Annotated in this window: 8 protein-coding genes; 1 reads left to right on the forward strand and 7 read right to left on the reverse strand. The window is 61.9% G+C overall.

The annotated features are described in order from the left end of the window. Positions 1 to 66 precede the first annotated feature (66 nt). The 3 genes from EEB12_RS13240 to EEB12_RS13250 form a co-directional block, all read right to left on the reverse strand. Complete coding sequence (locus EEB12_RS13240) at positions 67 to 1653, reverse strand: hypothetical protein (protein WP_141487926.1); 1587 nt, start codon at positions 1651 to 1653, stop codon at positions 67 to 69. Then, positions 1650 to 7769 carry a type I polyketide synthase gene (locus EEB12_RS13245; RefSeq protein ID WP_141487927.1) on the reverse strand — a complete coding sequence of 2040 codons (6120 nt, stop codon included), beginning with the start codon at positions 7767 to 7769 and terminating at the stop codon, positions 1650 to 1652. Before EEB12_RS13245 ends, EEB12_RS13240 begins: the two co-directional genes overlap by 4 nt. Positions 7770 to 8446: 677 nt before the next feature. Continuing rightward, positions 8447 to 10633 carry a DNA polymerase III subunit gamma and tau gene (locus EEB12_RS13250; protein ID WP_141487928.1) on the reverse strand — a complete coding sequence of 729 codons (2187 nt, stop codon included), beginning with the start codon at positions 10631 to 10633 and terminating at the stop codon, positions 8447 to 8449. A gap of 162 nt (positions 10634 to 10795) precedes the next feature. Between EEB12_RS13250 and EEB12_RS13255 the strand changes: the two genes are divergently transcribed. After that, positions 10796 to 12109 (forward strand): ammonium transporter, encoded by a 1314-nt coding sequence (locus EEB12_RS13255; RefSeq protein WP_003943791.1) that lies wholly within the window; start codon positions 10796 to 10798, stop codon positions 12107 to 12109. A 6-nt stretch (positions 12110 to 12115) separates the two neighbouring features. On the opposite strand, the gene EEB12_RS13260 is transcribed toward EEB12_RS13255, so the two are convergent. The 4 genes from EEB12_RS13260 to EEB12_RS13275 are packed head-to-tail and all read right to left on the reverse strand — an operon-like array spanning position 12116 to position 16062. Continuing rightward, entirely contained in the window at positions 12116 to 12487 is a 372-nt protein-coding gene (locus EEB12_RS13260) for a carboxymuconolactone decarboxylase family protein (protein ID WP_141487929.1), read from the reverse strand. Positions 12488 to 12495: 8 nt separating this feature from the next. Continuing rightward, positions 12496 to 14085 carry a long-chain-fatty-acid--CoA ligase gene (locus EEB12_RS13265; RefSeq protein WP_141487930.1) on the reverse strand — a complete coding sequence of 530 codons (1590 nt, stop codon included), beginning with the start codon at positions 14083 to 14085 and terminating at the stop codon, positions 12496 to 12498. Beyond that, positions 14078 to 14701, reverse strand: coding sequence for an RBBP9/YdeN family alpha/beta hydrolase (locus EEB12_RS13270; RefSeq protein WP_141487931.1), 624 nt, complete (start codon positions 14699 to 14701; stop codon positions 14078 to 14080). Before EEB12_RS13270 ends, EEB12_RS13265 begins: the two co-directional genes overlap by 8 nt. Beyond that, a complete protein-coding gene (locus EEB12_RS13275; RefSeq protein WP_097387989.1) occupies positions 14701 to 16062 on the reverse strand; it encodes an MFS transporter in 1362 nt (453 codons plus the stop codon). The genes EEB12_RS13270 and EEB12_RS13275 overlap by 1 nt, the downstream gene beginning before the upstream one ends. Positions 16063 to 16148: the final 86 nt, after the last annotated feature.

A 16148-nucleotide genomic window follows, 5' to 3' on the forward strand; every position in this document is an offset into this window, starting at 1 on the left:
GGGTTGCGTTCTCCGGCAAGGAAAACGCAACCCGTCTCTCCACTTCGATCTCGGAAAATCCCCCGTCTACTTTCCGTCGATCGCCTCCAGCACCGAATCGATCAGTGACTGCGGAAGTTTCGACGGCGGAGAGATTTCCAGTTCTCCCGGAGCGCCCGGCATCGTCCAGACAGTTCTGTGCCGAGCGATCGCGAGCTTCTCCCGTGATCCGTCCTGATTGACCTTGAAGTACTCGAACTCGAGGTCGATCCCCCTCTCGTAGAGGGCAGTCAAGGACATCGTGACCAGGACGTCGTCGAACGGCATGACCTCGCGCAGATGCTCAACTCTGGTGTGCACACAACGCAGTTCCCCGAGAGCGCCTCTGGCCGCCATGGCCTCACGCTGAGAACGGGCGAGGAACTTGTCCCGAACCCTCGACTGCCAGATGTAATAGTTACCGAAGTAGATGTTGCCCACGACGTTTCCGTCCTGCATCGTCGTCGAGAACACCTCGGATTCGAGCAGGTACGGATTGCGCGGCACCATCGGAGCCGAGCGGATCAAGGAACCACGATCGACGTCCTTCGGTTGTGTGGGGACAGCGACGTTCTTCGCCCCCGTCGGAATCGTCATCGGCTCGATGAAATCGTGGAAGTACTGCGGCATCGGCCGTGCCGCCACCACACCGTGGGAGAGGATTTCCACCCACGTCGTCTGCATCGCACTCCACCCGATGTGAGTGCGCGTCTCGCCGTCGACCCGGCACCATTCGACATGCAGATTGGTGGTTGCCCGATCCGGACCGGTGAGCTCGGTGATCCAGATCGTCCCCTCGACAATGTCGTCGGTGTACAGGTTCGCATCGATGAACACCTCGGAGTTGTTGGTCACCATGCCCCAACGGCCCGTCGCCATGTCCTCCACGATCTGCTTCGAGATCGGTCCGGTTCCCCTCTCTCGCAAAGCGCCCAACCACAGCGCGAAGCTCGCGAACCCCACTGATCCACCGACGTTGCACGCGTCCCGGAACCCGACGGGGAACCGGATCGACACCGCCGGATAGCCGCTCCGGGCCACCACATGCACGTCGGAGCCGTAGGCCATCGGATCGAACTGCGCGAGAGACTTCGCCGACAACGGGCCGGTGTCGAACTGTGGTGCCGGGTCCTGCGCCGACTCTTCGGCATCCGCCTCGTCCGAAACACGCTCTTCGGCATCCGCCTCATCGGTCACGAAAGCGAGAATCCGCTCCTCGTTGTCCGTCAACAGAGCCGGAAAGGTCAGAACCACCACGCTTCCCTCTGCGCCGCCGCGGAAGGTCACTGCGTCTTCCTCCCTGGCGCCCATCGCCAGAGAAACCGACATCTGCCCCGTGGCCTTTCGGATCGCCTCGGCCGCCGCCCACAGCCTGGTTCCCGCACGATCGAGTGATTCGCCGCCTGCGATCAACTCGTCGAGCAGCGGAATCCGCGCCGAACCCAGAAGCGCCTTCCACTGCACGACGGTTCGGGAGCGAATCGGTTCGATGTCACACCCCTGAGGCCAGTCGCCGGCCGAACTGAGTGACTTGCTGCCGTCGTGCGAGAGCGAGACATCCACAGAGGGCGGAATATCACCGACAACGACGGGCTTTCCGGTTTCCTGCCATTCGATGGCAAAGGCATTACTCATTTGATCACCACATCCTCATCGAGATGAATGTTCACGGCCGCCTCGGCGATCGGTTTCTCCTGCTCGTGGCGTTCCGACTTGGTCAACTCGTGAATCCCCGGGGTGTGCGCGACCACAACCCGCGGGCTCTTCACTCCCAACGCCCGGCTGTGTTGCGCGAGCTTGTCGAGAATGATCTGTGCGTCGCGCGCAGTCGGATCCGCGATTTCCTCAGCCGTAGGACGGCTTTCGTCGTGGGAGAGAATCTGGGAGCGATATCCCTCGAGCTGCATCACCACTCGTCCGTCCTTCACCACCGCCACGTCGGCTTGCATGTGGGTCTCTGTCTGCACCTTGTCGTAGGCGTACGCGGTGAACGAACGAGCCTCGAATCGTCCGTCGTACATGTCGATTCGCGCAATGTTGACCGGAAGGCAGATCTCCCGCGGAACCATGATCTGGCCCGATTGGAGCAGGGAATCGAGGAAATACGGATCACCGAGGAGATGCTGCTTACGGTCGGCTCGCGAAATAGCACTGAAGAGAATGTGCTCGGAATCGAGGCTCGAGATCTCATCGAGTCGGCGGAAATCGCCCTCCTGGAACAGCAACCACGAGTAGAGGTCGTCCAACGGATCGATGTCGAGCACAGGTCGCGGCAACTCCTTCTCGAACTCCGGCAGTGATTCGTCCAGCCCGAAGATGAAGTCGGCCGAGAAATGGGGCCGCCCGTACCCGGTCCGTTCGGTGCCGATCGTGACATGCACCCGCGTTCCTGCGGCATCACGATCCTGCTCCACGACGCTTGCCTTGATCTCGACTCTGGTGCCCTCGACCGTGTCGACGACGATCGGTCGATCCAGTTTGATGTCGTCGATGCGGACGCGACCCAGGGTCACGCGTCCCGTGACATACGCCGCCGCCTGCGACATCGCCTCGAGCCCGAACACCGTCGGAAGCAGCGCCGATCCCTTCCAGACATGATCGAGGACAAAGGGATCCGCCGACGTGGACAACGTCGTCCGGGTCACCAGTTCTACCTGAGGCTCGAATGTCACCACTTGGTCGATGTAGCGCGACACCGCCGGCAGAGCCGGTGCTGCAGGCGCCCAGGTGTCGAGACCGCCGAGTCGACTGGTCACGACGATACGACTCGCCTCGGGTCCGCTGTCGACCAGGCGAAGGAAATGATCCACTCCCGCAGCCGTCGAAATCGGCATGACACCCATCTTCGCGAGGTGGTTGACACTGCCCATGCGGGCGCCCATTCCGGTCTCTCCCCACACGCTGTACGCGAGTGAGAACGTCCGAGTCTTCGGGTGCCTGGCGGCATACCGCACCACCATTTCGTCGAGAAGCTCGTTTCCGTATGCATACCAACTGTTTCCGGGCATACCCGTGAATCCGATGATGGAAGAGAAGCCCACGAACAGCTTCAAGTCACGATCAGCGAGCGCTTCGACGAAGTTGGCTGCGCCCAGGACCTTAGGTGCAACCTCCTTGAAAGCCGCAGCGCTGTCGACTCTCTCGAACCGCCGCGGAACATTTGCCCCCGCACCGTGGACAAACCCGGTGATCGGCCCCACCTCGACCTCGATCTGGGCGACGACGCCGGCCACCGCCGCGGCATCCGTGACGTTGCAGCGATAGTAGTGAGCGCTCAAACCGGCAGACGTGAAGTCCGCAAGAGTGGAGGCGATTTCGTCGCCCGCTTGTCGCTGAGAGCTTCCGATCAGCACCAGTTCGGCGCCGGTCTTTCGACCGAGGGCCAGAGCACATTGGGCCATGATGCCTTTCGCGCCACCGGTCACGACCACGACATCCGAACTTCCCAATCCGCTTTCGCGGACGGTGTAGTCGTTGGAGGCGAGAACCCGCGGTTGCAGTGCCGTGCGTCCCATCTCGGCGTCGTAAGTCGCGAACACATAGGGTGCAACCGAATCCAACTCGGAGACGACAGTGGCTGCCACCTCCGCGTCCGCAGTCGAGCCGTCGAATCCTATGACGCGCACATCCAGTTCGGGACGCTCGTGATGCACCGAAGCGGTGAAAGCCGCCACACTCGGCACCGGCGCTGGATTGCTCAACTCGACATCGGTGAACTGAACCACTGCCAATGTGGTTCGCGCGCCTCCACTTTGCTGCGCCGGAACTATCTTGTACATGTGTTCGATCCCACGGCGCAAGCCGCTTTCGGTGACGGAATCATCGGTCACGCCCGGCATTACGGCAACCACGTGGTGTGCATTCGCAGTAGTGCTGTCGGAGAATGTGCGAATGTCGACCTGAGCGCCACGACCTCGAAGTTCGGATTCCAACCTTCCGACCAAACCAGCGTCGTCACCGATGACGACAAACGTCGTGTCCGTGAGGTCTCGGACTCCGTGCAACGCTGTCTCGCTCCGAACCTTTTCCAGGGTGTAATCGCGAACCCAGGTGAAGCTGTCGGCTGATATACCCTTTGCCTTCGCCGGCAGCGCTCGCGCAGCCGGCTGCTGCTGCCCCGACTTCTCCTTCGCGGACCGATCGAGCACTTCGATCAGTTCACCCAGGCTGACGTTGACGAGTTCGGCCGGATCCAGGTCACCCTGAACACCCAATCGTGTTGCCACCGTCGCGATTGCATCGGCGGCCTTGATCGAGTCCATGTTCAGGTCGTCCAGAAGGTGGAGATCGACGTCGAGAGACTCCACCGGAAATCCGGTGTCCTCCGCGATTACCTCGAGCAGTATTCGCGACACGTCCGACTGCGCCGAACTCGCTGCTGGAACGGCAGAACCGGGATGCGGTGATGCCGCAAGGATCAGCGATGCTGCTTCTCCGATGGTGGCGTTGGCCAACTCGGCAGGGTCGAGGTCGACAACCTCGAACTGATGTGCAACCTTCGAAATAGCCTCTGCCGCACTGATCGAGTCGAGATTCAGATCATCGAGCAGACGCAGATCCGTCGTGATCGACTCGGCGGGGAATCCCGTCGTATCGGCGAGGATCCTGATCAGCTCACTTTCCACGGACCCAGCGCCCGCGACAGCCGGCTCTTCGACTACCGGAGCCGAAACCGGCGAAGGAGCTTTCGCTGCTACAGATTCGTGGCCGTTGGTGACTGCCCGCGAAGTCGGAGCAGATGGAACAGATGGAGAAGACGGAGAAGTCGCTCCACTGCCTACATCCGCGCGAATGACGTCGACGAGGAAGGTCCCGCGTCGGCTCAGGTAATCGGCCAGCGCCGCAGCCGGATCCCCGCCGGACGTACCAAGTGCGAGCGGTTCGGGAGCAGAGGTAACCGTCAGCTTCGCCTCGGCCAGGTTCTCGATGAATACCTTCTGATCGGCAGGAACGAATTCGCGCACGAACCGGCCGTCGAAAAGTTCGTTCCAGCGGACCTGAGCGCCGTGTACGTACATCGCGGCCAGTGCGACGTTGAAGTCCTCGTCGCGTCCGGACTTGGACGCAACGGGGAAGCAGCGCACGCCGTCGGTCCCATTGATCGCCTTGGTGAGCCCGGTCAGCACACGGCCGGGTCCGACCTCGACGAGCAGGTCCACTTCCTGCGAGATCCCACTTACCGTCTTGACCCAGTCAACCGGTGAGACAACCTGTTTGGTGACCAGTTCGCGAAGTGCCAGTGGCGTCTGTACGCGTTCCCCTTCGACGCAGGAATACACGGGGCAAGTCAACGAATCAACTTGCTCGTCAACGGGCGCAGTGGACTTCAGCTCCCGTTCGGCCTCGTTCATCATCTCGGAGTGGAAAGCATTCGACACGGCAAGCGCCTGAGCCGACACTCCGCGGGTCTTCGCGATGGCAACCACATCGTCGACCGCGTCTTTGGTACCCGAAACCACACTCTGCGTGGGCGTATTCAGATTCGCGACGGTCGCGTAACCCTTTGCCTCCGCGATGATCGCCTCAGCCGTCGATCGGTCGCAGGTCAGGCTCGCCATTGCGCCGTTTCCACCACCACTGACAGCCATGGCCGCACCCTTCGCCGCAGCCAAGGTGATCAGCGTCTTCTGGTCGTAAGCTCCGGCCGCGTAGAGCGCAGTCAACTCCCCGAGACTGTGGCCGGCGACAGCACTGGGTGTGACACCCAATCGGCGGAGGTACTCGAACCAGAGCAGCGACGCCAAGGCGACGGCGGGCTGGGTGAACTGTGTCTGGGCGAGGTCCCGCTTCCACTTCGCCAATTCCGCAGCGTCTGCGCTCTTGACCGGGTTCCGCAGAATCCGCGGCGTGATCGCCTCCGCTCCAACTCCCTCCAACCAGCCGTCCGCCTTGGTCGCCAGTTCGCGCGCCCACTCGAAGCGCTCGATCAGCACGCGAGCCATCTCGAGTTGTTGGGATCCCTGTCCAGGGAAGAGGAATCCGATGTCGTGGCGGACGCTGTTCGAAATCGAGATCTCGTTGCTCACCACCTTGACCTGGCCGGAAGCTGGAGCGGAGTTCTCGCAGATCACGGCAAGCTGACGCATGCGTTCGGCCAACTGCGCGGGACGTCCGGCCACCACTGCGGCACGGAAGGGCGCGGTCGGCGAGATCACTCGCGAGAGTTTCGCCGAAAAGTCCAGCAGCTCGGCAACACTCAACGGAACCGCCAGATCTGCAACATCCCGCGCTCGGGTCGCCAAGTCCACCGCGGAATCTGCAGAGAGTACAAATACCTCGGTGTCCTGATACGACGCCATCATCGTGCGGACGTCTTGCGAGGGTGTCAGCTTGCTGGACGGTGCATCAGCCGATTCGATCGCGACGTGGCAGTTGATACCGCCGAAACCCATGGCTTGCGCACCGGCACGCATCTTCTCCGACGAATCTCTGATCTCGCCGTTGACAAGCGGAAAGAGTGCCGGTGCTTCGGTTCCGAACGCCGGGTTCGGGTCGGTGCAACCGGCGAGCGGCGGAAGGATTCGTTGATTGACGGCCATGGTCGCCTTGATCAGCGCAAGGATGCCCGACGCCGCCTTCGTGTGCCCGATCAGCGACTTCAGTGAGGTCATGCCGATGCTACGAGCCTCGACTGGTCCGTCCGTCTGCGCGGCCTGCTGGACGCCGGCCAGTTCGACAGGGTCCCCGACGGGAGTACCAGTTCCGTGTCCTTCGACAAAGGCAACCTCGCTGGCCGCGAATCCCGCTCCCGAGTATGCGCGACGGATCATTTCGGCCTGAGTTTCGGCGCGGGGCTTGGTAATTCCACCCTTGCCATCGGTGGAGATGCCCCAGCCGCGAATCGTCGCGTACACGTAGTCGCCGTCCGCCCTGGCGTCCTCGAGTCGTTTCAAGGCCACGAATCCGCAACCTTCACCCGGGATGAATCCGCTTCGGCTTGCGTCGTACACGTTCATGTCGCCGCGTGTCAGTGCACCCAAACGGGCGAATCCCACCAGTTCCAAAGGATCCAGGCTGACGTCGACTCCACCTGCCAATACGAAGTCGGCCGCGCCGGACGCCAGCTTTTCGGCTGCAGTCGCCACCGCGAGCATTCCGGACGCGCACGCACCGTCCACGACGTACCCGCCGCCGTTGAAGTCGAGGTAATTGCAGATACGGCCGGCGATCGTATTCGACAACATGCCGGCCAGAGTGTCTTCACTCGGCTCCACCAACGGGCCTTTGTAGACCTCTTCCATCGTCTCGGCGAGAGCATCGGCGACGGAACTGTCCAACTGGCGCGCTTCGGCTGCCACAGCGAGTGCGCGCTTGACGTAAGGCCAACGCAAACGCATCGACCACATCCGGGATTCTTCACCGGTGAGGGAGTTGCCGACGATTGCGGCGCTGCGTCCAGTTGGCACCGATCCTCGGCTGTAGCCCGCGTCCGTCAAAGCCCCGAGTGCTGTTTCCAGCGCCAACCAGTGTGTGAGATCTGTCGACTTGAAGGTTCGCTCCGGTATCCGGCGACCGACCCAGTCGAATTCGAAACCGTCCATGAACGCGCCGCGGTCGGCGTATGTCTTGTCGACGTCGTCAGGGCTCGCGCTCCAGTAGTCGTCGAGCGACATCCGCGACTCGGGAAACTTTCGGAATTGCATCCGTCGCGCGAGGACGTTCTCCCAAAATCCTTGCAGATCATGGGCACCGGGAGACCACATGCTCATCCCGACTATCGCGATCGCGGGATTAGTTGAATCTTCAGTCATCTTACACTTCCTATTTTCGCGCGCATCCACGGGAGACTCAATCGACCGAAGACTAACCACGCGTTCAGCCGTGTGTAAAACGCAGATTCACCTCAAGGCATAAACAAATAACAAAGGTCGTTCAGCTCCGTGAACATGTATCAGCAATTTGACAGCAATCGAGAGTTAGCTGTAACTCGGAGTTACTTATTTGCTTCGTCGCCGGTCAAGCAGTGGTTTGAACATCCGTACCGGACACGGGTTTCACGGCCACCGTTTTCTCGAGATCGGCAAATGCTCAGTTGAGTGCGCACCGAAATGCCGCAATGCCGAATATGTGGCCAATTCGCCGAATGTCCCAAATTGGTCGATCACCGCAAAACAAACATCCGACAACTATCAATCTGAACATTCGTGACACACCGAGAATTAGCAACAGCACGCGAATGTCGATCAGACAACGAGAAATTCCAGATATTCTTCGGCGACCATCGTCCGAATCGATGTTTCGTTACACCGGAATTGAGCGAACGAATGTGCCAGCAAACCGGCCACACACAATTCAGCTTTGCCGGGCCGAGTCGGTGCCCTTTCGACACGTGCGCACACAAAAGGAACGGCACTTATAACAATTCGATCACACAGTGGTGCCGCGGCATTCCGACAGCCGTTTCACGCGCACGGACCGAGTCGGCAACTCAGCTTTCGAGGCGGCGTGCCCCGAGGACGTCCTTGAGGAGTTCCTTTGCAACGTCCTCGGGATCACGTCTGGCAGTCGGATCAGCGGGCTCAGCCGCCTCCGCGAACATCTCGTCCTCGTCCTCCGGCGTTGCAGGCGGAGGAGTTGCCTCGTAGTCGACCTCAGGAGCAGGGGCCGGTCCAGGGTCTTCCGGATAGTCGGGGGCCTCAGGCGGCGGAATGTCGTCCGAATCTCCGCGCTGGGGCTGCGGGGCCTTGGGCTGCTGCGCTGCACGCTCCTGACTGGGGCGCGAGAAGCGGGGCGCAGCGGCCGGGCGGCTCGCAGCTTCTGTCGCCTTGGGTGCGCTCGATGCTGCCGGCGCTGTGGGCGCACCTTCTTGGTACTCGACTTGCCAAGTGCCACCGAACATCTCGGCAAGGACCTCGCAGATGACCGCCGCGTTGTGCGGTTGCGTCACACGAGCACCCAGGACCGGCGAGCCGTGAGCGATGACCACAACATGTCCACGCACGTCGTGAACCGTCGCAGCGGACAGCATGGCCGGAAGAACCTTGTTTCGTTCACCGACCTTGTTGCGCAAGGTGTTCCACGATTCACGGAGGGTCTCGACTGTGGGGCCCGCCGAGACCGGCGCAGCTTCCGCAGCCGCCGGCTCCTCGTACTCGGGCTCGGGCTCGTAGTCGGGTTCCGGCTCGGCAAGCCCGATCAGCTCTTCCGCTTCGACCGGAGCAGGAGCCGGTGGTTCAACCACAGGAGCTTCAACCACTGGAGCTTCCGCAACCGGCGATTCCACGATCTCGACGGTGGGAGGCTCGACCACGGGAGCTGCCGCTGCCGGAGGTTCGACGACAGGAGCCTCGACGACCGGCGGCGCCGCCGGAGCCGGGGCGGCTGGTTCCGGCCGTGCCTCAGGCTCGGCCTTGCGTTGGGAGGGCCGTTGGAACTTGGAAGCAATCTCCGGTTCGAGCGGCGGCACAGTCGGTGCCGGCGTTGCTGCCGCGCGAGGGGCAGCGGCAGCCGCGACTCCGGCAGCCGGAATACCTTGTTCCAGGCGCTCGAGCCGCTGCAACACAGCCGACTCGGTGTCGGAGGCCGAAGGAAGCAGCATTCTCGCGCACATCACTTCGAGCAGCAGCCGCGGCGCCGTCGCCCCACGCATTTCACTGAGACCAGCGTGGACGGTTTCGGCGAAACGGGTGAGCGTGGCCGGGCCGACTCGCTGAATCTGTTCACGCATCGTGACCAGCTCGGCCTCCGGCGCATCGACCAACCCTCGTTCGCTGGCATCGGAGACTGCCTGCATCAAAATGAGATCGCGTAGACGTTCGAGGAGATCGAGCGCGAATCGGCGTGGATCGTGACCGGCGTCCATCACCCGATCGACAGTGCCGAACAAGGCGGCTCCGTCACTGGCAGACAGGGCGTCTACTGCTTCGTCGATGAGCGCGACGTCGGTGACTCCGAGAAGAGAGAGCGCCCGCGGATACGTGACACCTTCTTCGCCGGCTCCCGCGAGCAACTGATCGAGGACACTCAACGAGTCGCGAGGCGAACCACCGCCAGCCTTGATGACCAGGGGATAAACAGCAGGCTCGACCGGCACGCCTTCCTGGGCGCAGATCTTTTCCAGGAGTCCGCGCATGGTCGACGGCGCCAACAGGCGGAACGGGTAGTGGTGTGTACGCGAACGGATGGTCGGGAGAACCTTTTCCGGTTCCGTCGTCGCAAAGATGAAGATGAGGTGCTCCGGCGGCTCTTCGACGATCTTGAGCAGCGCGTTGAAGCCCGCCGCCGTCACCATGTGTGCCTCGTCGATGATGAAGACGCGGTAGCGAGAAGCGGCGGGGGCGTGGAACGCCTTGTCTCGGAGTTCTCGGGTGTCGTCGACGCCACCGTGACTTGCGGCGTCGAGTTCCGTCACGTCCAGGTTGCCTGTGCCGCCCGGGCCAAGCGAAACGCACGAGTCGCATACATCGCACGGCGTCGACGTCGGTCCCTGCTCACAGTTCAGCGAACGCGCCAGGATTCGCGCCGACGACGTCTTTCCACAGCCACGCGGGCCGGAAAACAGATAGGCATGGTTGATGCGTCCGGTGTCGAGGGCCGTGCTGAGCGGTGCGGTGACATGCTCCTGCCCCACCACCTCGGCGAAGGACGCGGGTCGATACTTCCGGTACAGGGCCACGCGCAAAGACTACCGGCGACCCACGACAGGTGATCCGGTGCGGGTGCAACGCCGACTTCTCCCGAAACATGTTCGCAACACAATCGCAGTGCGGAGGAAACCGCACGCACCCATCGTGGGTTCCGTGCACGCGGGCTGGTCCGCATGCGTGAGGAGAAAACTGTGCCCGCCACCATCGATGCCGGAGCAACTGCCTGGTTGCTCGTCAGTACTGCACTCGTACTTCTGATGACGCCAGGACTCGCGCTCTTCTACGGCGGCATGGTCCGCTCGACCGGCGTACTCAACATGATCATGATGAGCTTCGTCTCCATCGCACTCGTCACGGTCGCGTGGTTGTTCGTGGGCTACAGCCTCGTGTTCGGCGACGATCACGGTGGCATCATCGGCGGACTCGAACACATCGGCATGGCGGGCATCGACCCGTCGACCGTGCACGGGAATGTCCCGGAAGTGTTGTTCGCAACCTTCCAATTGACGTTCGCAATCCTTACTGCAGCACTCATCAGTGGTGCGATCGCCGACCGCGCGAAGTTCTCCGCCTGGATGATCTTCGTCCCCATCTGGTCCTTGCTCGTCTATGTCCCCGTCGCTCACTGGGTGTGGAATCCGCAGGGATGGCTCGCCCAGATGGGCGCACTCGACTACGCCGGTGGCCTCGTGGTCGAAATCGTGTCCGGAGCGTCAGGCCTGGCATTGGCACTGGTCCTCGGCCAGCGGATGGGTTTCAAGGCCGAGTCGATGCGTCCGCACAATCTGCCGTTCGTCCTGCTCGGCGTCGGTCTGCTCTGGTTCGGTTGGTTCGGATTCAACGCCGGGTCGGCCCTTGCGGCCGACGGTATGGCCTCGCAGATCTTCCTCAACACACTCGTCGCCGGCTGTACCGGACTACTCGGCTGGCTGTTCGTCGAGCAGAACCGTGACGGACACCCCACGACGTTCGGCGCAGCTTCGGGTGTCGTCGCCGGTCTGGTCGCGATCACCCCGTCGTGCGGAACGGTGAACATGTTCGGTGCGCTCGTCATCGGTCTGATCGCGGGCATCGTCTGCTCGTACGCCGTGGGATGGAAGCACAAGCTCGGCTACGACGACTCCCTCGACGTCGTCGGCGTGCACCTCGTCGGCGGAATCGTCGGCTCGTTGCTGATCGGACTCCTCGCGACGGCCGTGATGACGGGCGGTCCGGAAGGTTTGTTCTTCGGCGGTGGATTCGCGCAGCTGGGCAAGCAGTTCGTCGGTGTCGTCGTGGTCGCGCTCTATGCCTTCGGTGTGACCTACGGTCTCGGAAAGCTCATCGACAAGACCTTCGGCTTCCGTATTTCGCGTGAAGACGAGGCCCGCGGAATCGACGTTGCCCTGCACGCGGAGTCCGCCTACGAGCACGGAGTCCTCGGCCACGGCCCGATCGGCGGACAGAACCCGAGCCCGTTCCTCCAGCGTCAGCGTGAGGAACGGGAGAACCGCGAACGGGACTGACCGCCATCACCGGTTCGCGATTTCCTCCATCAGGATCGGAACGCCGACATTGCAGGAGTGAATCCCGACGACGGTGGTCAGTTTCAGCACCTCGAGAATCTCCTTCGGGGTCACTCCCATGTCGAGCGCGGCGCGAACATGGCGTCGTACGCCGGGCGCGTACATGTGCGTGCTCGCCGCATCGACGGCTATGCACAGCAACTGGATCACCTGAGGTGACAGCACCCCACTGTTCCAGGGCTGCATTGCTGTCTTCATGTACAGCTCGGTCCACTCGGGATCCAGCTCCGAAAGTCCGTCCCACAACGGATTCCAGCCACCCGAATCCTTCATAGCCTGGGTCACGGGAAAAGCTTCACTTGCTCGAACGTCAGTCATCGATCTCCTCAGACAATCGAAAATGCTTGATTCAGTTCACGTTTGAGAATCTTTCCGGTTGCCGTCATCGGTAGCGACGGCACGAACTCGATGCGGCGCGGATATTTGTAGGCGGCCATCTGTTCCCGCGACCATTCCACGAGATCCGATTCGGAGATCTCTTCACTCGGCTCTCGGATCACGAACGCGACAACTTCTTCGCCGAGGCTCGTGTCCGGCACCCCGACGACGGCGACGAGTGAGACGGCTGGGTGGGTGAGCAGAACCTCTTCGATTTCGCGCGGGTAGACGTTGAATCCTCCCCGCACGATCATGTCCTTCGCGCGGTCGACGATGTAGTAATTTCCGTCGGTATCGACCCGTGCCAGATCCCCGGTGCGAAACCATCCGTCGCACATTACTTCCGCCGTCGCCTCGGGTCGGTTGAAATAGCCCTTCATGACGTTGTGCCCGCGAATGGCCAACTCTCCCACTTCATCGGGGCCGGTGATCGTACGCCAAGAGTCATCGACAAGCCGCGCTTCGACGCCCCAGATCGGCACGCCGATCGAACCGGGCCGGGGGTCGCTCTCCGGGTCACTGAACAAGGCCAACGGAGAGGTCTCGGACAACCCGTACCCTTCGAGGATCTGAACACCGAAGCGTTCCCTGAACTGTGTCAAGATTTCGACGGGAAGCGCTGCACCACCGGAGATCGCGCACCGCATGTTCTGTGCAACGGTCTCGATATCCACCCCGGATTTCACTACCTCGTCCAGCACGCCGAGCAGTCCCCAATACATGGTCGGGACGCCCGCGAAGACCGAGATCTTTTCGCGTTCCATGATCTCGAGTGCCGCGGTCGCATCGAAGCGCGGCATCAACACCAAAGTGGCACCGACGCAGATTCCCGCATTCATGGTCACTGTCTGGCCGAACGAGTGGAACAACGGCAAAGTCAGGAGATAACGCTCATGCATGGACGGAACGCTCTCGAACAACCGGTTGGTCGACAGTGCATTCAAGACCATGTTGCTGTGAGTGAGTTCGGCGCCCTTGGGCTTTCCGGTCGTGCCGCTGGTGTAGAGAATGACCGCGGTGTCCGTCGGTTCACGAACAACCGCGGCTGCAGGCGTTTCCGTGCCGGACACGGATGCCAGTGCTTCGCCTAGAGTCTCGACTCCGAGGATCGACGACGGTGCACCCGGCTCGGTGCTGATCACGATCAGGGCCGAACAGGTCTCGCTCTGCTCGAACCCGGCGATGGCGTACTCGGCGATCGGTAATTCGGGACTTCCCTCGAAACAGAAGTACAGCTTCGCTTCCGAATCAGCCAGGTGATAGGCAATTTCGCGCCCCTTGAGCAGGATGTTCAGAGGAACGACGACGCCACCGGCCTTGAGAATGCCGTAGTAGACGATCGGGAACTCGAGAACGTTCGGGCAGGACAACGCCACCTTGTCACCTGGCTCGACACCCCGCGAGACGAGCAGATGGGCGATGCGATTCGCGTAGGCGTCGAACTGCGCATACGTCAGCCTCGCTTCCCCGAGAACCAGCGCATCCCGTTCCGGGTACCGCCGGGCCGAGTCTTCCAGCAGAGCAGCAAGATCAAGCATGACTGTGTTCCTCCTGCGCATCGGAATCCGTGGCATGGGACGAGGCAGCGCGCGACACCGACTCGCGCAGTTCCCGCACCAACGATTCCGCCCGCGGCCAATACCCGTATCCGGACGCCGGATTGAGATGTCCGACCTCACCCAGATCCAGCAACCGACTCCCCCATCCTTCAGCCAAACCCACAACTCGGCGATACCCGGCGAGCGGATCGTTCCGACTCGCCGCGACCGTGCTCGGAAAAGGCAGACGCTGACGCGGTATCGGTAGCCACCCGTTCCGATCGAGCTCCTCGAGAGACGGATAGGACTCGGGTAGAGGAAGTTCGAGATCCGCCGGCGTGACCAGAAGTGCGCCGGCAACATCTCGATGATGCGCCCTCGCCCAGTGGGCAACTGTCATGACTCCGGCGCTGTGCGCGACCAGGACCACCGGGCTGGAAACACTTGTCAACACCTCGTCCAATGCCGCAACCCTGGCATCGCGACTGAGCTTGTCGGTCTCGAGGGGAGGAACCGTCAGAACGTTGTCGAGCCTGCGCGCGAGGTGAGTCTGCCAATGATCCTCGACATGATCGCGCAGACCGGGAACTATTACTACCGTGGGTGATTCATCCATCAGGAACTCCGAACTTCTGCTACTTCAGTGGCGCCGGGGATCTCGGGCCGATTCTGCAACGTCGCCAGCCGCCTCATCCCGGCGGGATAGGCACGCTTGCCGGCTACCAACGCGAGGGCCGCGACGACATAGACGAAGGGCGAAAGCTGTAGAGCGCCAAGAAGACCCAGGTGATCGGCGAGGATGCCGACCACGAAGGGACCGAGCGCCAGCCCAAGAAGGTTGTTGGCAACGGTGAGCGTTCCCATGGCCGACGCTCGAATCGAGTGATGGGTAAGGTTCGCGACCATAGCTGCCGTCGGCCCCGACGAACCGGCAGAGAAGAATGCACCGATACCGAGCAACACGAGTTGCGCTGTCCCCGTATCCAACCGGAGCCCGATACTCAGCGTCACCAACGAGATGGCGCAGTAGACGATTGCGGTGGTCCATTTCCGCGCCGAATCGTCGCGGCTGAATCGATCTGTGATGAACCCGCACACCACCATCCCACTTCCGACCAAGAGGACGAATACGGAAGCTGTGACGCCGGCCTTGTCCGGGGCCAAATCGTAGTAGCGATTGAAGAAACTCGGCAACCACGCCAGAAGTACAGCGGCGGTGAACATCTGGAGACCACCACCGATGTAGGCGAACAACACGGCGGGATTGGTGAACAGCGAGGACACCGGCGCACGAAAACCGTCGTTTCTCACCGCTTCCCCGGCGGCATCCGGCGCGGCCTCGACGGCGTAAGCGGTGAGCTTCTTCTCGGTGACGAGGGCACGGAACAGCGCAACCAGAATCAGACCGAAGATCGCCATGGCGGCAAAAGACCACCGCCAACTGAACTGGACTGCGATGAACCCACCGATTGCCACACCGATGACCGAACCGAACGATCCACCGGCCATGAAGGCACCGGCAAGAGCTGCGTGCACGCGGGGCGCAAACACACTGAGGACCACGGCGATACCCACGCTGCCGTACGCCGCTTCACCGACACCGACCAGGAACCGGGCGCCCAACATCTGTTCGTAGGTCTGAGCGATTGCGCACAGCAACGTCGCGACACTCCACAACACCGCCATCAAGATCAAGCTCTTGACGCGGCCCCAGCGGTCCGCGAGCAGCGACAACGGGAACGTCAACAGCCCGACCATCAATGCCACCACGCTGCTCAGGGAGGCGAGGTGCGAATCGGAGAGATCCCAGTCCGCTTTCAGGATCGGGAAGACTGCACTGAGCACCTGCCTCGACATGTAGTCCGAGAGCAGAAGACCGAAAGCCAGGGCGAAAACGATCCACGGGTATAACTTTCGTCGTCCGCCGATTCCGAGCGCGGTGTCCACACGTGGCGTGGCGGGAGCTTGCAGTCCCATGACTCTCCTAGAAGTACTCGAGGTAGACGGGGGGATTCGGGGGTACGAACCGTCGCGGTTCGTACCCCCGGAACTGTTGTACGAGA

This window comes from Rhodococcus sp. WS1, assembly GCF_003797745.1.
Classification (GTDB): domain Bacteria; phylum Actinomycetota; class Actinomycetes; order Mycobacteriales; family Mycobacteriaceae; genus Rhodococcus_F; species Rhodococcus_F erythropolis.

Coding starts and splice junctions, on each gene's coding strand:
- EEB12_RS13240 (WP_141487926.1), bottom strand. CDS start 1,653: ATGAGTAATGCCTTTGCCATCGAATGGCAGGAAACCGGAAAGCCCGTC.
- EEB12_RS13245 (WP_141487927.1), bottom strand. CDS start 7,769: ATGACTGAAGATTCAACTAATCCCGCGATCGCGATAGTCGGGATGAGC.
- EEB12_RS13260 (WP_141487929.1), bottom strand. CDS start 12,487: ATGACTGACGTTCGAGCAAGTGAAGCTTTTCCCGTGACCCAGGCTATG.
- EEB12_RS13265 (WP_141487930.1), bottom strand. CDS start 14,085: ATGCTTGATCTTGCTGCTCTGCTGGAAGACTCGGCCCGGCGGTACCCG.
- EEB12_RS13270 (WP_141487931.1), bottom strand. CDS start 14,701: ATGGATGAATCACCCACGGTAGTAATAGTTCCCGGTCTGCGCGATCAT.
- EEB12_RS13275 (WP_097387989.1), bottom strand. CDS start 16,062: ATGGGACTGCAAGCTCCCGCCACGCCACGTGTGGACACCGCGCTCGGA.